Source organism: Mesorhizobium sp. USDA 4132 (assembly GCF_056279545.1).
Genome location: NZ_JBWCCP010000001.1, coordinates 3,393,293 through 3,408,900, shown reverse-complemented (window position 1 = coordinate 3,408,900; position 15,608 = coordinate 3,393,293). Strand labels below are relative to the sequence as shown.

General features: G+C 62.4%; 18 protein-coding genes and 1 pseudogene. 9 read left to right on the top strand and 10 right to left on the bottom strand.

Features of this window, described 5'->3' with window-relative positions:
• Positions 1-234 precede the first annotated feature (234 nt).
• The 3 genes and pseudogenes from ACZ9IU_RS17395 to ACZ9IU_RS17385 form a co-directional block, all read left to right on the top strand.
• A pseudogene (locus tag ACZ9IU_RS17395) lies at positions 235-627 on the top strand (DUF1036 domain-containing protein); the annotation flags it as partial.
• Entirely contained in the window at positions 627-2,066 is a 1,440-nt protein-coding gene (gene pyk, locus ACZ9IU_RS17390) for a pyruvate kinase (protein ID WP_038545015.1), read from the top strand. The pseudogene ACZ9IU_RS17395 and the gene pyk, both read left to right, overlap by 1 nt.
• A gap of 100 nt (positions 2,067-2,166) precedes the next feature.
• On the top strand, positions 2,167-3,537 hold the full coding sequence (locus ACZ9IU_RS17385; RefSeq protein ID WP_038541118.1) for an IS1182 family transposase: 1,371 nt from the start codon (positions 2,167-2,169) through the stop codon (positions 3,535-3,537).
• Positions 3,538-3,668: 131 nt separating this feature from the next.
• Here ACZ9IU_RS17385 and ACZ9IU_RS17380 read toward each other — a convergent pair whose 3' ends face one another.
• The 7 genes from ACZ9IU_RS17380 to ACZ9IU_RS17350 form a co-directional block, all read right to left on the bottom strand.
• A complete protein-coding gene (locus tag ACZ9IU_RS17380; protein WP_038545012.1) occupies positions 3,669-4,412 on the bottom strand; it encodes a hypothetical protein in 744 nt (247 codons plus the stop codon).
• Between the two features lie 74 nt (positions 4,413-4,486).
• Positions 4,487-5,527, bottom strand: coding sequence for an alpha/beta fold hydrolase (locus tag ACZ9IU_RS17375; protein ID WP_038545011.1), 1,041 nt, complete (start codon positions 5,525-5,527; stop codon positions 4,487-4,489).
• Positions 5,528-5,546: 19 nt separating this feature from the next.
• On the bottom strand, positions 5,547-6,167 hold the full coding sequence (locus ACZ9IU_RS17370) for a tetratricopeptide repeat protein (protein WP_038545008.1): 621 nt from the start codon (positions 6,165-6,167) through the stop codon (positions 5,547-5,549).
• Positions 6,168-6,267: 100 nt separating this feature from the next.
• Positions 6,268-6,393 (bottom strand): type B 50S ribosomal protein L36, encoded by a 126-nt coding sequence (ykgO, locus tag ACZ9IU_RS17365; RefSeq protein WP_007607121.1) that lies wholly within the window; start codon positions 6,391-6,393, stop codon positions 6,268-6,270.
• A 123-nt stretch (positions 6,394-6,516) separates the two neighbouring features.
• A complete protein-coding gene (locus tag ACZ9IU_RS17360) occupies positions 6,517-7,596 on the bottom strand; it encodes a 5-(carboxyamino)imidazole ribonucleotide synthase (RefSeq protein ID WP_038545005.1) in 1,080 nt (359 codons plus the stop codon).
• Complete coding sequence (purE, locus tag ACZ9IU_RS17355; RefSeq protein ID WP_007757842.1) at positions 7,593-8,090, bottom strand: 5-(carboxyamino)imidazole ribonucleotide mutase; 498 nt, start codon at positions 8,088-8,090, stop codon at positions 7,593-7,595. The genes ACZ9IU_RS17360 and purE overlap by 4 nt, the downstream gene beginning before the upstream one ends.
• 10 nt (positions 8,091-8,100) lie before the next feature.
• On the bottom strand, positions 8,101-8,304 hold the full coding sequence (locus tag ACZ9IU_RS17350; protein WP_038545001.1) for a YdcH family protein: 204 nt from the start codon (positions 8,302-8,304) through the stop codon (positions 8,101-8,103).
• A gap of 230 nt (positions 8,305-8,534) precedes the next feature.
• Here ACZ9IU_RS17350 and ACZ9IU_RS17345 point away from each other — a divergent pair, with 230 nt between their 5' ends.
• Entirely contained in the window at positions 8,535-8,711 is a 177-nt protein-coding gene (locus ACZ9IU_RS17345; protein WP_038544999.1) for a YdcH family protein, read from the top strand.
• Between the two features lie 153 nt (positions 8,712-8,864).
• Here the strand turns inward: ACZ9IU_RS17345 and ACZ9IU_RS17340 are convergent, their stop codons facing one another.
• Together ACZ9IU_RS17340 and ACZ9IU_RS17335 are read right to left on the bottom strand one after the other, a co-directional pair.
• A complete protein-coding gene (locus ACZ9IU_RS17340; protein WP_038544997.1) occupies positions 8,865-9,125 on the bottom strand; it encodes an ArsR/SmtB family transcription factor in 261 nt (86 codons plus the stop codon).
• Between the two features lie 114 nt (positions 9,126-9,239).
• Entirely contained in the window at positions 9,240-10,010 is a 771-nt protein-coding gene (locus tag ACZ9IU_RS17335; protein WP_038544994.1) for a sulfite exporter TauE/SafE family protein, read from the bottom strand.
• 117 nt (positions 10,011-10,127) lie between these two features.
• Between ACZ9IU_RS17335 and ACZ9IU_RS17330 the strand changes: the two genes are divergently transcribed.
• Entirely contained in the window at positions 10,128-10,781 is a 654-nt protein-coding gene (locus tag ACZ9IU_RS17330; protein WP_038544991.1) for a thiamine phosphate synthase, read from the top strand.
• Positions 10,781-11,926: a tetratricopeptide repeat protein gene (locus tag ACZ9IU_RS17325; RefSeq protein ID WP_157885250.1), complete on the top strand. Its 1,146-nt coding sequence runs from the start codon at positions 10,781-10,783 to the stop codon at positions 11,924-11,926. The genes ACZ9IU_RS17330 and ACZ9IU_RS17325 overlap by 1 nt, the downstream gene beginning before the upstream one ends.
• A gap of 110 nt (positions 11,927-12,036) precedes the next feature.
• On the opposite strand, the gene ACZ9IU_RS17320 is transcribed toward ACZ9IU_RS17325, so the two are convergent.
• A complete protein-coding gene (locus ACZ9IU_RS17320; protein ID WP_038544988.1) occupies positions 12,037-12,372 on the bottom strand; it encodes an SdpI family protein in 336 nt (111 codons plus the stop codon).
• 199 nt (positions 12,373-12,571) lie between these two features.
• On the opposite strand from ACZ9IU_RS17320, the gene ACZ9IU_RS17315 reads away from it, so the two are divergent.
• The 3 genes from ACZ9IU_RS17315 (at position 12,572) to ACZ9IU_RS17305 (ending at position 15,596) form a co-directional block, all read left to right on the top strand.
• The gene (locus ACZ9IU_RS17315; protein WP_038544985.1) at positions 12,572-13,372 is read left to right on the top strand and encodes an inositol monophosphatase family protein; all 801 of its coding nucleotides are present in this window, start codon (positions 12,572-12,574) and stop codon (positions 13,370-13,372) included.
• A gap of 136 nt (positions 13,373-13,508) precedes the next feature.
• The gene (locus ACZ9IU_RS17310; protein ID WP_038544982.1) at positions 13,509-14,561 is read left to right on the top strand and encodes a hypothetical protein; all 1,053 of its coding nucleotides are present in this window, start codon (positions 13,509-13,511) and stop codon (positions 14,559-14,561) included.
• Positions 14,562-14,564: 3 nt separating this feature from the next.
• Entirely contained in the window at positions 14,565-15,596 is a 1,032-nt protein-coding gene (locus ACZ9IU_RS17305; RefSeq protein WP_038544979.1) for a peptidoglycan -binding protein, read from the top strand.
• Positions 15,597-15,608: the final 12 nt, after the last annotated feature.

Here is a 15,608-nt window from a genome sequence, read left to right as displayed (position 1 = left end):
ATGGGGAAAGTCGCGACGCAAGCCGTGCTGGCATCGCGATCAGCATGGGTTGAGGCCGTGAGACGGACTAATCGATTAGAGTTACGTTGACTTTCCGACTCCGCCGCGCGAAGAAAGTGCTTCACGAATAACCATGGAGTCCTGACGGAAACCGTGTCGAAAAAATCCCCAAAAGCTTATCTTCGCTCCCTCGTTTCCGCTCCGGCGCTTGCCGCCATGGTCGCCTCCGGTATTCCGCTTTTCGCGGCGACTGCCGCGCATGCGGATTTCCGCGTTTGCAACGCCACGCAGAACCTCGTTGGCGTGGCGATTGGCTACCGCGCCACCGAAGGCTGGACCACGGAAGGCTGGTGGCAGGTTCCGGCCTCCACCTGCGCAACGCTGATCGAAGGCGAACTGCAGTCGCGCTACTATTATCTTTATGCCGAGGATGCAGCTCGAGGAGGCCGATGGACCGGCAATGTGAACATGTGCGTCGCGGAGAACGAGTTCAAGATCGTCGGCGTCAACGATTGTTTTGCCCGTGGCTTCCAGCGCATGGGCTTCAAGGAATATGACACGGGCCGTCAGGGAAGTTGGATGGTCCAGCTTTCGGATACGCCTGGCACACAAGAAGGCCACAACTGATGAGGCGCAACCGCAAAGTAAAGATCCTCGCCACCCTCGGACCCGCTTCGTCCGAAGAGGAGATGATCCAGAAGCTGCACGAAGCGGGGGCCGATCTCTTCCGCATCAACATGAGCCATGCGAGCCACGACCTGATGCGCACGCTGATCAAGCGCATCCGATCCGTCGAAGAGCGCAGCGGCCGGCCGATTGGCATTCTCGCCGACCTTCAGGGGCCGAAGCTGCGCGTCGGCAAATTTGCGGCCGGTAAGGTAACGCTGACCCCCGGCCAGACCTTCACGCTCGACAGCCGTGACGAACCCGGCGACGAGACCCGCGTGTTCCTGCCGCATCCGGAAATTCTCGAATCTGTGAAAGTGGGCCATCGCCTGCTGATCGACGACGGCAAGCTGGCGCTGAAGGCCGAGAAGTCCGACGGCAAGAGCATCGTCTGCAAGGTCGTCGCCGGCACCAGCATTTCCGACCGCAAGGGCGTCAGCCTGCCCGATACCCTGCTCGGCGTCGGCGCGCTGACCGAAAAGGATCGCATCGACCTCGATGCGGTTCTGGCGACCGACGATGTCGACTGGGTGGCGCTTTCCTTCGTCCAGCGTCCCGACGACCTTGCCGAAGTGCGCAAGATCGCCCGCGGCCGTGTCGGCATCATGTCGAAGATCGAAAAGCCCCAGGCGCTGGAGCGCATCGACGAAATCATCGAGCTTTCCGACGCGGTCATGGTGGCGCGCGGCGATCTCGGCGTCGAAATGCCGATCGAGGCCGTTCCGGGCATCCAGAAGCAGCTGACCCGCTTGTGTCGGCGCGCCGGCAAGCCGGTCGTGGTTGCCACCCAGATGCTGGAATCGATGATCACCGCCCCGGTTCCGACCCGCGCTGAAGTGTCGGACGTGTCGATCGCCGTTTTCGAAGGCGCCGATGCGATCATGCTTTCCGCCGAATCGGCCTCCGGCCAGTATCCGGTCGAGGCGGTCTCGATGATGGCGTCGATCGCCAGCACGGTCGAGCAGGATCCGCTCTATCCGAGCATCATCTATGCCCAGCGTGCGACACCGGAAGCGACCGGCGCCGACGCCATTTCGCTGGCCGCCCGCCAGATCGCCGAAACCTTGAAGCTGGCGGCTATCGTCACCTACACCTCGTCGGGCACGACCGGCCTGCGCGCATCCCGCGAGCGCCCGCAGGTGCCGATCATCGCGCTGTCGCCGATCGTCCAGACGGCACGGCGGCTTTCGGTCGGCTGGGGCATGCATTGCGTCGTCACCAGCGACGCGACTGATCTCGACGACATGGTCAACCGTGCCTGCCGGATCGTCGTGTCGGAAGGATTCGGCAAGCCCGGCGACCGGATCATCATCTCGGCCGGCGTGCCGCTCGGCACGCCCGGCGCCACCAACATGCTGCGCATCGCCTATATCGGCTCGGACGGCCAGAGCGGCATCTGAGGCGTATCATCCAGGCAAACGAAAACCGCCGGAGCGATCCGGCGGTTCAGACTGCTGACAAACCCCTGGCGTGGTCCGGGGGTTTGTGATTCATTGGGACATGTTGAAGAAACCTGCCTCTTGCCAGACGGCTCTTGAGATGGTGACGCTCGAGGGTCTGGTGCCGAAGGATCACCTGCTTCGCAAGATTGATGCGGTGATCGACTTCTCGTCCATCCATGATCGCGTTGCCGGGCTTTATTGCGCCGACAACGGCCGGCCGCCGCTCGATCCGACCTTGATGTTCAAGGCGCTGTTCATCGGTTACCTGTTCGGCATCCGCTCGGAGCGCCAATTGGTGCGCGAGATCGAGGTCAACGTCGCCTATCGCTGGTTTCTGCGGATGAAGCTGACGGATGGGGTGTTTGACGCCTCGACGCTGTCGCAGAACCGCCGCCGGCGCTTCAACGACACCTCGGTTTCCCAGGACATCTTTGATCATATCGTTGAGCAGGCGATCGGTCATGGCCTGGTCGACGGTACGGTGCTCTATACGGATTCGACGCATCTGAAGGCGAACGCCAACAAGGGCAGATACGACCTTGCGATGATCGAGAAGTCGCGCGCCGATTATTGGGCCGACCTCGACCGGGCAATCGAGGTCGAGCGGGCGCTGCATGGCCAGAAGCCGTTGAAGGAGAAAGAGCGTCAGCCGGAGGTGAAGGAAACCAAGGTGTCGCGCACCGACCCCGAGAGCGGCTATATGGTGCGCGACGGCAAACCGAAAGGCTTCTTCTACCTCGACCACCGCACGGTGGACGGCCGCCATGCGATCATCACCGACACCCATGTGACACCTGCCAATGTGCATGACAGCATCGTCTATCTCGAGCGGCTGGACCGTCAGCGTGAGCGGTTCGGCTTCGAGGTCGGCGCGGTTGGCCTGGATGCCGGCTATGCGACCTCCGGCATCGCCAAGGGGCTTGAAGACCGCACCATCCTCGGTGTCACCGGCTACCGCAATCCGACACCGCCCAAAGCCGGCATGATGCGCAAATCGAAGTTCGTCCACGAGCCTCAGACAGACGGCTATCGCTGCCCCGAAGGACAGTTGCTCGCCTATGCCACCACCGACCGCAACGGCTATAAACATTACGCATCCGATCCGGCCATCTGCCGCACCTGCCCGTTGCTGGCCTCCTGCACCCATAACGCCACCGCGACACGCACCATCACCCGCCATGTCTGGGCCGATGCCCGCGAGCGCACCGATGCCAACCGCCTGACCGCTTGGGGCAAGGCGATCTACAAACGCCGCAAGGAAACGGTCGAGCGCTCCTTTGCCGATGCCAAGCAGCTGCATGGCCACCGCTATGCCCGCTTCCGAAGTCTCACCCGTGTCGCCTGCCAATGCCTGCTGGCTGCAGCCGCCCAGAACATCAAGAAGATCGCAATGGCGCTCATCAAAACACCAAAACCAGCCGCGGCATGAGCCAGCCCATCCTTCTGCCCCTCCCGCCAAGACCTCCCGGCGGAAAACAAATCCACAAAAACAAAACCCGCCGAAAATATCGACGGGTTTGTCAAGCGATCCGGCGGTTTTTTATTGCGCACTTCCATTGGTCAGATGGTGATGCCGACCGTTGGCAGGGCGGAGATCGTGCCAGTCAGCGTGTCGACCGAGGCGTCGAGGTTCTGGGTGCGGGGGACGGTGGCCGTGCTGTTCTGTTCGCGCAGCCTGCGGGCGGCCTCCTCCAGAAGTGCCTTGATCTGGCGGGCCACGGTGCTGAATTCCATCGCGGTCTTGATGTCGTCAAGCGACAGTTTTGGCGCCTCCCGCGGTGTCTCGTCCATCTCCTCGAGATAGGCCTGCTCGGCGTACGATACCGGCTCGTCGCCCTCCGCCGACGCGTCGTCCGTCGTATCTGCGGCCGCAGCCTCCTCGCTCGCATCGAGCATAGGATCGGCCGTCTCTGCTCCGGACGGAGCATTGGCGGAAACGGAGGATGTGGCGCCGTTGCCGGCTCCGGTCAGCGCCTCGGTGAACTCTCGTGCAGCGCCGGCGACCATGACGCCGAGCTGGGCCGCCTGCTTGGCGACCACTTCCGGATCGAACCCCCAGCGCCGCATGAATTCGAGTTGCTGCTTGGCGTCGTCGAGCTTCTGTTTGGCGCGGGCCTTTGCCTGCTCTTCCGCCTCGTCCGTCGCCTTGTTCAGCGACGTCAGGCCATGGACGAGGCGATCGTAAGGCGCGTCCTTGGGGCTGGAGGGATCGGACAATGCCGGTGCGGCGTCCGTCGCGGTCGACGCGCTATCCGGCTTTGCGGACCGTGCGGAATAGTCCCTGCCAATGCTGCCGATTTCCATCTCGTCTCTCCGATTCCGTTTGCTCGGACGTTGGGACGGACAGCTTGCTTGGGGCTGGCTTATCGGAGCCGGGCTCAGGTTTTTTCGATCGAGAGATCCATTTCCGGGGCCGAGTCTTCCGCCGCCGGCGCGATCCGGGCTTCCACGATGCGGGCCGCGGCCTTCAGGTCGCGGGGGAGACCGGAAAGCTTTTCGATCGCGGCAATCACCACGTCGGTTGCCACGTAGTCCGGCTTATGACCGAGATTGCGGATTGAGACGAGTTCGGAGCCGGCGATATCATCGGCAAGACCGCGCGAGTGGATTTCCTCTGCAACGATCGCGTCGCTGTCGCCGGTAATGATCACCGTCGGCGCGGTGATCTCGCTGTATCTTGGCGCGACACGCGTCACGTAGCCGTTGAGATTGGCGACATCGACAGCATTGCTGCGGAACACTTTCGGACGCAGGACCAGATACGGCGCCCCGTCGCGAAGATAGGTCTCGGGGCAGGGGTTGGGATGAAAGACCGAGCGAGTGGCGGTTTTCATCACCACGAGGCCGGCTGGCAGGGCGAGAAGATGGCTGAACAATCGGCCGATAACCGGGCGGGCGGTGAGATTGTAGTACCAGTCGATCCGACCGGGCCAGGGATGGGTGGCAGGCGCCAGAAAGAGCAGGCCGGCGGTCTTTTCCGGATGGTAAAGGGCGAAGCTCGCGGCGATCGCACCGCCGAAGGAATGGCCCGATATGATCGCTTTGTCGATGCCGCGCTTTTCCATCAGCCTTGCGATCGCCGCCGCCTGGCCGTCCGGGAAGCCGTTTTCAGGACCTCCGCGTTCGGAATAACCATGGCCCGGCCGGTCGACGAAGAGCATTTCGGCGCGGCCTTCGAGCGCCCCTCGGAAGGCCGCCTCCTGATCGCGAAAATTGCCGCTGGCGCCATGGATGAAGACGATCGCCGGCAAGTCGGCGCCTGCCGGTTTCGGCATATGCAGCGAGTTCATGGAAAAGCCGCCGACATCGATCAGTTCGCCGGTATTCGGGAACGCGATCTCGATCGCCTTCGCCTTCCAGGCGGTGAAGCAGAAAGCGGTGGCAACAATGCCGGCGATGGCAAGGGGCAAGATCATCATCGACGGGCTGCCGTAGGGCTCAGGTCCTGTTGCCGGCGAGCTTTTCGGAAAGCTTGGTGACCACTTCCTGGGCATCGCGGTCGGCGGGGTAGATGGCCAGATAATCCTGCCATGCCTTCAGCGCAAGCTCGTCCTTGCCAGCTTCCGTCAGGATACCGGCCATGCCGGCAAGCGCTCCGAAATGGCGCGGCTCGCGCTTCAGCACTTCGGCGATGTCGGCCATGGATTTGCGGGCGTCGCCCATCGTGTAATGCAACGTGGCGCGGCGGTTCCAGCCCTCGGCGAAGGCGGGATCGAGGACCGTCACCTGATCGAGGAAATCAAGTGCCGCGGCATTGCGCTTTTCCTTGATGGCGGTTGCAGACCACTGCATCAGCAGGTTGACGGTGGCGCTGCCCGAATCGTTCAAATCGGCGATGATCTGGCTAGCGATACCGCGTGCCTTTTCCGGATTGCGTTCGCGCTTCAGGGCATCGAACAAAGCATCCACGGGCCGGCCCGGTTTCTGGGCGACGGCCGGAACGACGGGAGCGGCGGCAGGCGGGGCTGCGGGCGGCTTGGGTGTCGCGGTCTGGGCGAGAGCGGACGAAGCGGCAAGGCTCGCGGCGAGAATCAGGGTACTGAAACGAAAATAGCGCATGCGGATAAGGTAATCCGCCTGCGCCGAAGGTCAAACCCGATTTGTCGTGTTACCGACAATTTGATCGGCTGCGGTCAAAGACCGGAACCGAACGCCGATATCAGCCCTGACGAGCCTTGAAGCGCGGGTTCATCTTGTTGATGATGTAAACGCGGCCCTTGCGGCGAACCAGACGGTTATCGCGGTGACGAGCCTTCAGCGCCTTAAGCGAGTTCTTGATCTTCATTTTCCTGGTCCAGCAGTCTGTGGGCGCGAAGCCGCATGTCTATCAATCAAAAGCGCGCCGCCAAGATTCTTCGAGGGGCGCGCTCTCAGTTGGGCGTGCAGATAACCCGAGCCAATCTGCATGTCAACCTTGTGACGACGTTTTCAGGCCCTTCAATTCGGTCACATGGCCCATTTTCCGGCCCGGTCGGGATTCCGTCTTGCCGTAGAGATGGACCAGAACCTCATCGCGGGAGAGCCAGGCGGGTACGTCCAGAATGTCGTCGCCGATGAGGTTGGTCATCACGCAGTCGGAATGGCGGACGGGGTTGCCGAGGGCCAGGCCTGCGACAGCACGGATATGCTGCTCGAACTGCGACACGACGCAGGCGGCTTCGGTCCAGTGGCCGGAATTGTGGACGCGCGGGGCGATCTCGTTGGCGATCAGCGTGCCATCCGCCATCACGAAGAACTCCATGCCGATGACGCCCACATAATCCAGCGCCGCGAGCAGCTTCTCGGCCGATTCGCGGGCGGTCTTCGCCGTCGCTTCGGTGATCGTGGCGGGCAGGGTGGAGGTGTGGAGAATGCCGTTGCGGTGGACGTTTTCGGCTGGATCGTAGCAGGCGACCGTGCCGTCCTTGGCTCGGGCGGCGATGATCGACACTTCGCGTTCGAAGGGCACGAAACTTTCCAGAATCAGTGGCACGCCGCCGAGCGCGTCATAGGCGCCGGCCGGCTTGTCGTCGGCGGAGCGGAAGACGCGCTGGCCCTTGCCGTCATAACCCATCCGGCGGGTCTTCAGGACGCCCTGGCCGCCGAAATCGGCGAGCGCCTTTTCGAGGTCGGACTGGCTGTCGACGGCATGGAATCGGGCGGTCTCGATGCCGCAGGAATTCAGGAAGCGCTTTTCGGTCAGCCGATCCTGCGACACATCGAGTGCCTTGGCCGGCGGATAGACCGGCACCGAGCGCTGCAGCACCTCGGCGGCGGTGACCGGCACGTTCTCAAATTCGTAGGTGACGACGTCGCAGCGGCTGGCGAGTTCGGCAAGCGCTGCCGGATCGTCATAGGCGGCAGTAATCTGGGCGTTGGCGACTTGGGCTGCCGGGCAGTCGGCCTGCGGTTCGAGCACGATCGTGCGGAAGTTCAGCCGGGCCGCGGCCATGGCCAGCATGCGGCCGAGCTGGCCGCCGCCGATGATGCCGATCGTGTGGACAGTCATGGAGCCTCGTCGATTGGGTAGTCGGCAACCGCCGCACTCTGGCGGGCGCGCCATTCGTCGAGCCGGTCGGCGATCTCATCGTCGTTGAGCGCGAGAACCGCGGCTGCCAGCAGGGCGGCGTTGATGGCGCCGGCCCGGCCGATGGCAAGAGTACCGACCGGAATGCCTGCCGGCATCTGGACGATCGACAGCAGGCTGTCCTGGCCGGACAGCGCCTTCGACTGAACCGGCACGCCGAAAACCGGCAGCGGCGTCATGGCGGCGGTCATGCCGGGCAGGTGTGCCGCACCGCCGGCACCGGCGATAATCACCTGGAAACCTTCGGCACGGGCGCCCTTGGCAAATTGCATCATCCGTTCGGGCGTGCGGTGCGCCGAGATGATACGGGCCTCGTAGCCGATATCGAGCGCTTCCAGCGTATCGGCGGCGTTCTTCATGGTCTCCCAGTCGGACTGGCTACCCATGATGATGGCGACGGCAGGTCTTTCAGACATGGCGGGACCCTTACGCGATGATGTCCGGAACAAGCTGGTCTTCGAGCTGAGTCATCTTGTCTTTCAGCGACAGTTTCTTCTTCTTCATGCGCTGCACGCGAAGAGCGTCGCAGCCGACCTGGATCATGGCATTGATGGCGGCGTCGTAATCCTCGTGTTCCTGTCGAAGTTTCGCGAGCACCAGCCGGACATCCGCCTGTTCCTGATCTGCCATATTCCAGTCCCCATTCTCACGCCCGGCATTTCAGCGGTCGCCGGCATTCTCCGCAAGCCTCTACCACCAAACCGCGTTAACGGGAAGTTAGACAAGGTCACGAATTTGCCTCCTTGAAACCATGATTTCACCTTCGACAAACCCGGCCGATCGTGTCACACTTCCTTCGTAAACCTGAAGCCTCGGCATTAGGGAATGCCGTGGTAGGTACTAAGGAAGGAACATGCCACATGACCGTCCAGGCTCATATCGCATCGCTTGAAAAGAAGCATGGTGCTTTGGAGGAGGAGCTCCAGGCAATTCTCGCGTCACCCTCCGCCGACGACCGTGAAATAGCCGATCTCAAGCGGCGTAAGCTGCGCATCAAGGACCAAATGCAGCGCATAAAGGCATCCACGCGTCATTAGTTCCTCAGTAGGAGAACCCGCCGCTCGCCCATTGTTTCATCAGTTAGAGGCGAATAATCAAAGCGGCAAAATAATCCAGAAATATCAATGACAAGGTTCTGGTCGTGGTGCAGGGGACCACAAAATCCAAAAAGATTTAAAAAGCCCCGGTCGTCACGACCAGAATTGATCGAGCCACAGGTTCAGCCTGTCGAAGCCCTTGCTGTTGACGGAATAGATGCGCCGCGTGCCCTCCGCCGTCACATTCACCAGATTGCTGTCCAGAAGCGCCTTCAAGTGCTGCGATACCGCGGGCCGGCTGATCGGTAGGCCCTGCGCAAGTTCGTTTACGGTTTTCGGAGCGCGCCGCAATTCCTCCAGCAGATACCGCCGGTTAGGATCAGCTATGGCTGCAAAGGGGTCAACGGTTGTCATGCGTTGAACTTACGGTAAACGCCCGGTGACGGCAAGATTTATTGTGCATCGCAACAATATGGACTGCCTTATTTTGCGTTGCTTTTTTAGCGACGCCTCGCCTGCCTTGCCGGGTCAGAACGGCAGGCCGTCCCACAGCAGTTTCAGCCCCGCACAGAATGCCAGACCGTAAGTCATCGGATAGAAGGTTTCCGCCTTCAGATGCTTCACGACGGCCGCGCCAAGCATGGTGGCGATCAGGGCCACCGGCAGCAGGGTAGCGGAGATGGTGAGGTTCTCCGCGTCGAGAGCACCCAGCAGGAAATAAGGGATAACCTTGACCGCATTGACGATCGCAAAAAAGCGGATGCTGGCGCCGGTATAGGATTTCGGATCGAGCCGCATCGGCAGGACGTAGATCTGGAAAGGCGGTCCGCCGGCATGGGCGACGAAGCTCGCGTAACCGGACAAGGCGCCCCAGAACGTGGCGGCGGCCGGGCGGTGCGGCAGGGGAGCCGCCGGCCGGTTGGAGCGAGGACCGTAGACCTGCCAGAAATATCGCACGGTAAACAGGAGCGTCGCCGCGGCGATGACGAGGCGCAGCGCATTGTCGGAGACATAGGCCGAGGTCGCCCAGCCGAGCGCGATGCCGATGATGCCGCCGGGCAGGATCATCAGCAGCGTTCTGGGATCGTTGAAGTTTCGCCAGGACCATAATGCGACGATATCCATGACGATCAGGATCGGCAGGAAGATCGCCGCCGCCTTGACCGGGTCCACGGCGAGCGACATCAGCGGCACGCCGAGCAACCCGATAGCACCGCCAATGCCTCCTTTCGAGAGGCCGACAAGCAGAACGGCGGGGATGGCGAAGGTGAAGAACGCGAAGCTAAGCGTATCGGGCATGAAGACTCAGGCGGGTGATGAGGGAATGGTTGATCCGGCAGGCGGTCCGGTCTATCGAATTTGCGGACAGAAAACGAGTGCGGATTTCATAAACCGATCCGCCGAACGGGAAGAAACATGACCAGACAGGAAGACCGCTGCCGCCTGGTGCTGATCGTGCCGCAATATGACGATGCCGATCAGCAGGCCAGGGATCTCGAAGCAGCGCTTGCCGGCGGCGACGTCGCCTCGGTGATCGTGCCGCAATATGGCCTCGACGACCAGGCCTTCCAGAAGCGCGCGGAGGCACTGGTCGAACTGATCCAGGCGGCGGGTGCTGCCGCGCTGATCTCCGGGGACAGCCGAGTGGCCGGGCGCATCAAGGCGGATGGCCTGCATCTTGGCGGAGACCTCACCGAGCTGGGGGAGGCGATCGAGAAATTCGTGCCGAAGATGATCGTTGGCACCGGCGGGGCGGGCGACCGGCATCAGGCGCTTGCGATCGGCGAACATCGTCCCGACTATATCTTCTTCGGCAAGCTCGACGGTGATATCAAGCCGGAAGCACATCCGAAAAACCTCGCGCTCGGCGAATGGTGGGCATCGATGATCGAGATCCCCTGCATCGTCATGGGCGGCACCGATACCTCCTCGGCGCTTGCCGTCGCGGAGACCGGTGCGGAGTTCGTGGCGCTCAGGGAAGCGGTATTTTCCAACCCCCAGGGCCCCGGCGCCGCGGTCGCCGAAGTCAACGCAATTCTGGACGAAAAAGCGCCACGGTTTGGGGCTTGATGGAGCCCATGCCGTCGAACCGCCTTTCCCGCGTGATTCTCAAAGGGCTGCTGGCGACGTTCATCGCTTCGGCGGCAATGCCTTGCCTTGCGCTGGCGCAGGCGAATTCCAGGGCCGTGACCCGGCCGGTGGAGCCCAATTTCCAGCCGATGAAAAAGGGTCGGGTCGAGATCCAGCCGGTTCCGGGCTCAGCAAAGGGAACCAAGGAGCCAGATGGCCAGCCGAGCGGGATCATTCCCTCGGGCGGCGTCGAACTCTACCAGCGGATGGGTGCAGCCCTGCCGCCCGCGCCGCCTGAAAAAGCCTATACCGGTACCGTCGACGATGCCTATGGGGCCTACCAGCGCGGGTTATACCTGACGGCGCTCGACAAGGCGCTGACCCGGGCCGGGGCCGGCGATGCAGCGGCCCAAACCCTGGTCGCGGAGATGATGACCAAGGGGCTCGGCATCAAGCGGGATGCGAAGACAGCGGCATACTGGTATCAGAAGGCGGCGGAAGGCGGCGATCCAGCTGCGATGTTCCAGTATGCGCTGCTGCTGATGACCGGCCGGGACGTGCCCCGCGACAAGCGGCAAGCCGACGATTTCATGCGCAAGGCGGCAGAGGCCGGCAATGCCTCGGCGCAGTTCAACTGGGCGCAGATCCTGGTTTCCGAAAATCCCGGCGACAAAGGCCTGCGTCTGGCACTGCCATTCTACGAAAAATCCGCAAGGCAAGGCGTTGCCGATAGCCAATATGCTGTGGCGCAAGTCTATGTGGCGCTGAAGGACCTGCCGGCGGAAAAGAAGGCGCGGGCCCGCGAATGGCTGGAGCGTGCCGCAGATGCCGGTTTCGACACCGCGCAGCTCGACATGGGCCTCTGGATGGTCAACGGCATCGCTGGAGAGCGCAACTACGAAAAGGGTTTCGAATGGCTACGGATCGCGGCCCATCGCGGCAATGTCGTGGCCCAGAACAAGCTCGCCCATCTCTATATCAACGCGCTCGGCACCCGGCCCAATCCGGTCGAGGCGGCAAAATGGTACGTGCTGTCACGCCGCGCCGGCCTGCAGGACCCTGAGCTTGAAGACTTCTATCTCGGGATCAACGAGGAAACTCAGCGCCAGGCGATCGACGCGGCGAACAAGTTCCGGCGTGGGTGAGGCCTGCTCCGGCAAAGCCGGAGCAATCGATCCAGTGAATCGATTGCAGGGCCGAACGCGCTGAGTCAAAGCGAAGCGCCGGGAGACGGTGCGGCAAATAGCCGGCCCGATCAATTCGCCGACAAAGCGTGGCCGACGATCATCGCGTGACCTCCCGCCAGCAGGGCAATCACGAAGATCCAGAGAGCCATATAGAGTACCGGCTTATCGGCAGCCCTGCGGTCGAAGCGTTGGGTCAGCGCAAAGATCGCCGTCGAGACGAGTGCGGCGACCGGGATGATCGACAGCGCGAAGGGCGCGGGTGCATAACGGTCGGGCGTGCCGTCGAGGCCGAAATGCACAGCAAGGTCTGCGCCTGGCGCTATCGTGAACCAGGCTGCGAGCGATGCCGCGGCCATGGTGGCAAGCAGCGCGAGGCTCAAGGTCAGCGGTAGCGTAGCCTTCATCCTGCTTCCTCCAATGATACAGCCGGGACAAGATGGACCCAGTTTTGCAGACGCGGCCAGCGGCGGCAATGCCCGCATTCCCGCAGACGACTTGAATTTCGCGCTGTTTTATGGTCTTGAAGCCGCCAATCAAAAAATCGCTCATAAAACGCCGTCCCGTCCAGACGACAAGTCGGGACAACCCCCAAGGATTTCCCGCATGGCCCGCTCCGCCCTTCTCAACGTCATGGTTCAGGCTGCCCTCAAGGCAGGCAAGTCGCTCTCCAGGGATTTCGGCGAGGTGCAGAACCTGCAGGTTTCGGTGAAGGGCCCCAGTGATTTCGTGTCTCAGGCGGATCTGAAGGCGGAAAAGATCGTCCGCGACGAGCTGCTGAAATCGCGTCCGACCTACGGTTTCCTCGGTGAGGAAAGCGAAGAGCTGAAGGGCACCGACGGCGCGCATCGCTGGATCGTCGATCCGCTCGACGGCACCACCAACTTCCTGCATGGCATTCCGCAGTTCGCAGTCTCCGTTGCGCTCGAGCGTAATGGTGAAGTGGTTGCCGGCGTCGTGTTCAACCCGGCGACGGACGAGCTGTTCACCGCCGAAAAGGGCGGCGGCGCCTTCATGAACGATCGCCGCATCCGCGTCGCTGCCCGTCGGGTGCTGTCCGATTGCGTGATCGGCTGCGGCATGCCGCATCTCGGCCGCGGCAATCACGGCAAGTTCCTCGTCGAACTGCGCCACGTCATGGGCGAAGTGGCCGGCATGCGCCGCTTCGGTGCGGCGGCTCTCGACCTTGCCTATGTCGCTGCTGGCAGGCTCGACGGCTTTTGGGAAACCGAGCTTTCGCCGTGGGACATGGCGGCGGGCCTGATCCTTATCCGCGAGGCCGGCGGGTTCGTCTCCGACATGAAGGGCACGACCGATATCTTCGGCAGCGGCAATGTCGTGGCAGGCAACGAGCTCATCCAGAAGGCGCTGATCGACGTCGTCAACCGGCCCGTTCCGACCCGCTGAGGCATTTTTGCGCCACCGCCCAGCTTAGCGCTGCAGTACTGAATAGCTGACTGTTTTCCTAAGCTTCTGCACTTCAATTCGTCGCATTTTTCAACTAGCCTCCGGGCCGGCAGACTACCGGAGGCGAAGGCTTATTATGGCGAATGCGACAGTGGACGATTTGGACGCGTCTGAAACGAACCGCGGCGGTTATGCCTATAAACTGTCCAATCCCGCATCGTTTTTATGGACGATGCTGATCTTCCTGATCATCGTCGGTTTCGTCGCGTCGATCCTCTACCGCCAGGCTGCGCATGCCTTCCAGACCAATCCGGGCCTGAACGGCCTCATTCTCGGCGTTCTCCTGATCGGCGTGATTCTGGTTTTCAACCAGGTGATCGCCCTGATGCCGGAAGTGCGCTGGTTCAATTCCTTCCGCGCCGCCGGTAACGCCGACAAGGTCGGCCGCGAACCGCGCCTGCTGGCGCCGATGCGAACCCTGATCGGCAGCCGCCGCAGAATGGCGCTGTCCACCAATGCCTTCCGCTCCATCCTCGACACGATCGGCACGCGCCTCGACGAATCACGCGACACCTCGCGCTATCTCATCGGCCTGCTCGTCTTTCTCGGCCTTCTCGGCACGTTCTGGGGCCTCATCCAGACCATCGGCTCGATCAGCAACGTGATCGGGGCGCTCGATCCGAGTTCCGGCAGTTCCAACGATGTGCTGGCCGCCATCAAGAGCGGCCTTGCCCAGCCTTTGGCCGGCATGGGCACGGCGTTTTCGTCCTCGTTGCTCGGCCTTTCCGGATCATTGATTCTGGGCTTCCTCGACCTGCAGGCCGGCCGCGCCCAGAATCGCTTCTACACGGAACTCGAAAACTGGCTGTCTTCGGTGACCGATCTCGGATCGGACATGCCGCCGGTCGTCGCCGAAACCCTGGCGAGCGGCTCTTCGGAAGATTTGAGGGCGCTGACGGAGCAGCTGCGTGCACTCGCATCCGCCCAGACCAAGGGCCCTGTCGACGCCCATCAGAACGAGCGGTCGCTGTCGGCCATGGCCAATCTTGCCGAAGGCATCCAGGGCCTCGTCAAGAACATGCGCAACGAACAGCAGATGTTGCGCGACTGGATCGAGGCGCAGCAGGAGGAATCGAAGGCTTTGCGCCGCACGCTCGATCGGCTTTCCGACAAGATCGGGGGGAAGTAAGCGATGGCGCTTGGCAAGAGCCGCCGCCGGGAGCGGGGCGTCGACTATTGGCCGGGTTTCGTGGATGCGCTGTCCACGCTGCTGCTCGCCATCATGTTCCTGCTCACGGTGTTCGTGCTGGCGCAGTTCCTGCTTAGCCGTGAAATCACCGGCCGCGACGAGGTGCTGAACCGGCTGAACAGCCAGATCGCCGAACTGACGGAACTGCTGGCGCTCGAAAAAGGCAATAACCAGGATGTCGAGGATCAGCTTGCCAACCTGCAGTCGTCGCTCGCCACGGCCGAGGCCGACCGCTCGCGCCTGCAGCAGCTTCTGAGCCAGGGCACCGGCAATAGCAGCGCCGCCAATGCCCGCATCGGCGACCTCACCAACCAGCTCAACCAGGAACAACAGTTGAGTGCCCGCGCGGCAAGCCAGGTCGAGCTGCTCAACCAGCAGATCGCCGCGCTGCGGGCCCAGATCGCGGCTGTCGAACAGGCACTGCAGGCCTCGGAGGCCAGAGACTCGTCGTCGCAGGCACAGATCTCCGATCTCGGCCGGCGCCTCAACGTCGCGCTGGCGCAGCGCGTCCAGGAACTGAACCGCTACCGCTCGGATTTCTTCGGCCGGCTGCGGGAGATCCTGTCGGACCGCGAGAACATCCGCATCGTTGGAGACCGTTTCGTGTTCCAGTCGGAAGTGCTCTTTCCTGTCGGCGGCAACGAACTCGATCCGGCCGGCCGGGTGGAGATGGACAAGCTTGCGGCGGCGCTGCTCGACCTTGCCAAGGAGATACCGGCCGAGATCAACTGGGTGCTGCGCGTCGATGGTCACACCGACAATTCGCCGCTTACCGGCACTGGCCGTTATCGCGACAACTGGGAGCTTTCCTCGGCCCGTGCCACGTCGGTGGTCAAATACCTGATCTCCAAGGGCGTGCCCGCCAACCGGCTCGTCGCTGCCGGTTTCGGTGAATTCCAGCCGCTTGCCCAAGGCGACACGCCCGACGCCCGCTCCCAGAACCGCCGCATCGAGCTGAAGCTCACCGAGCGGTAATCGGTCATTTTC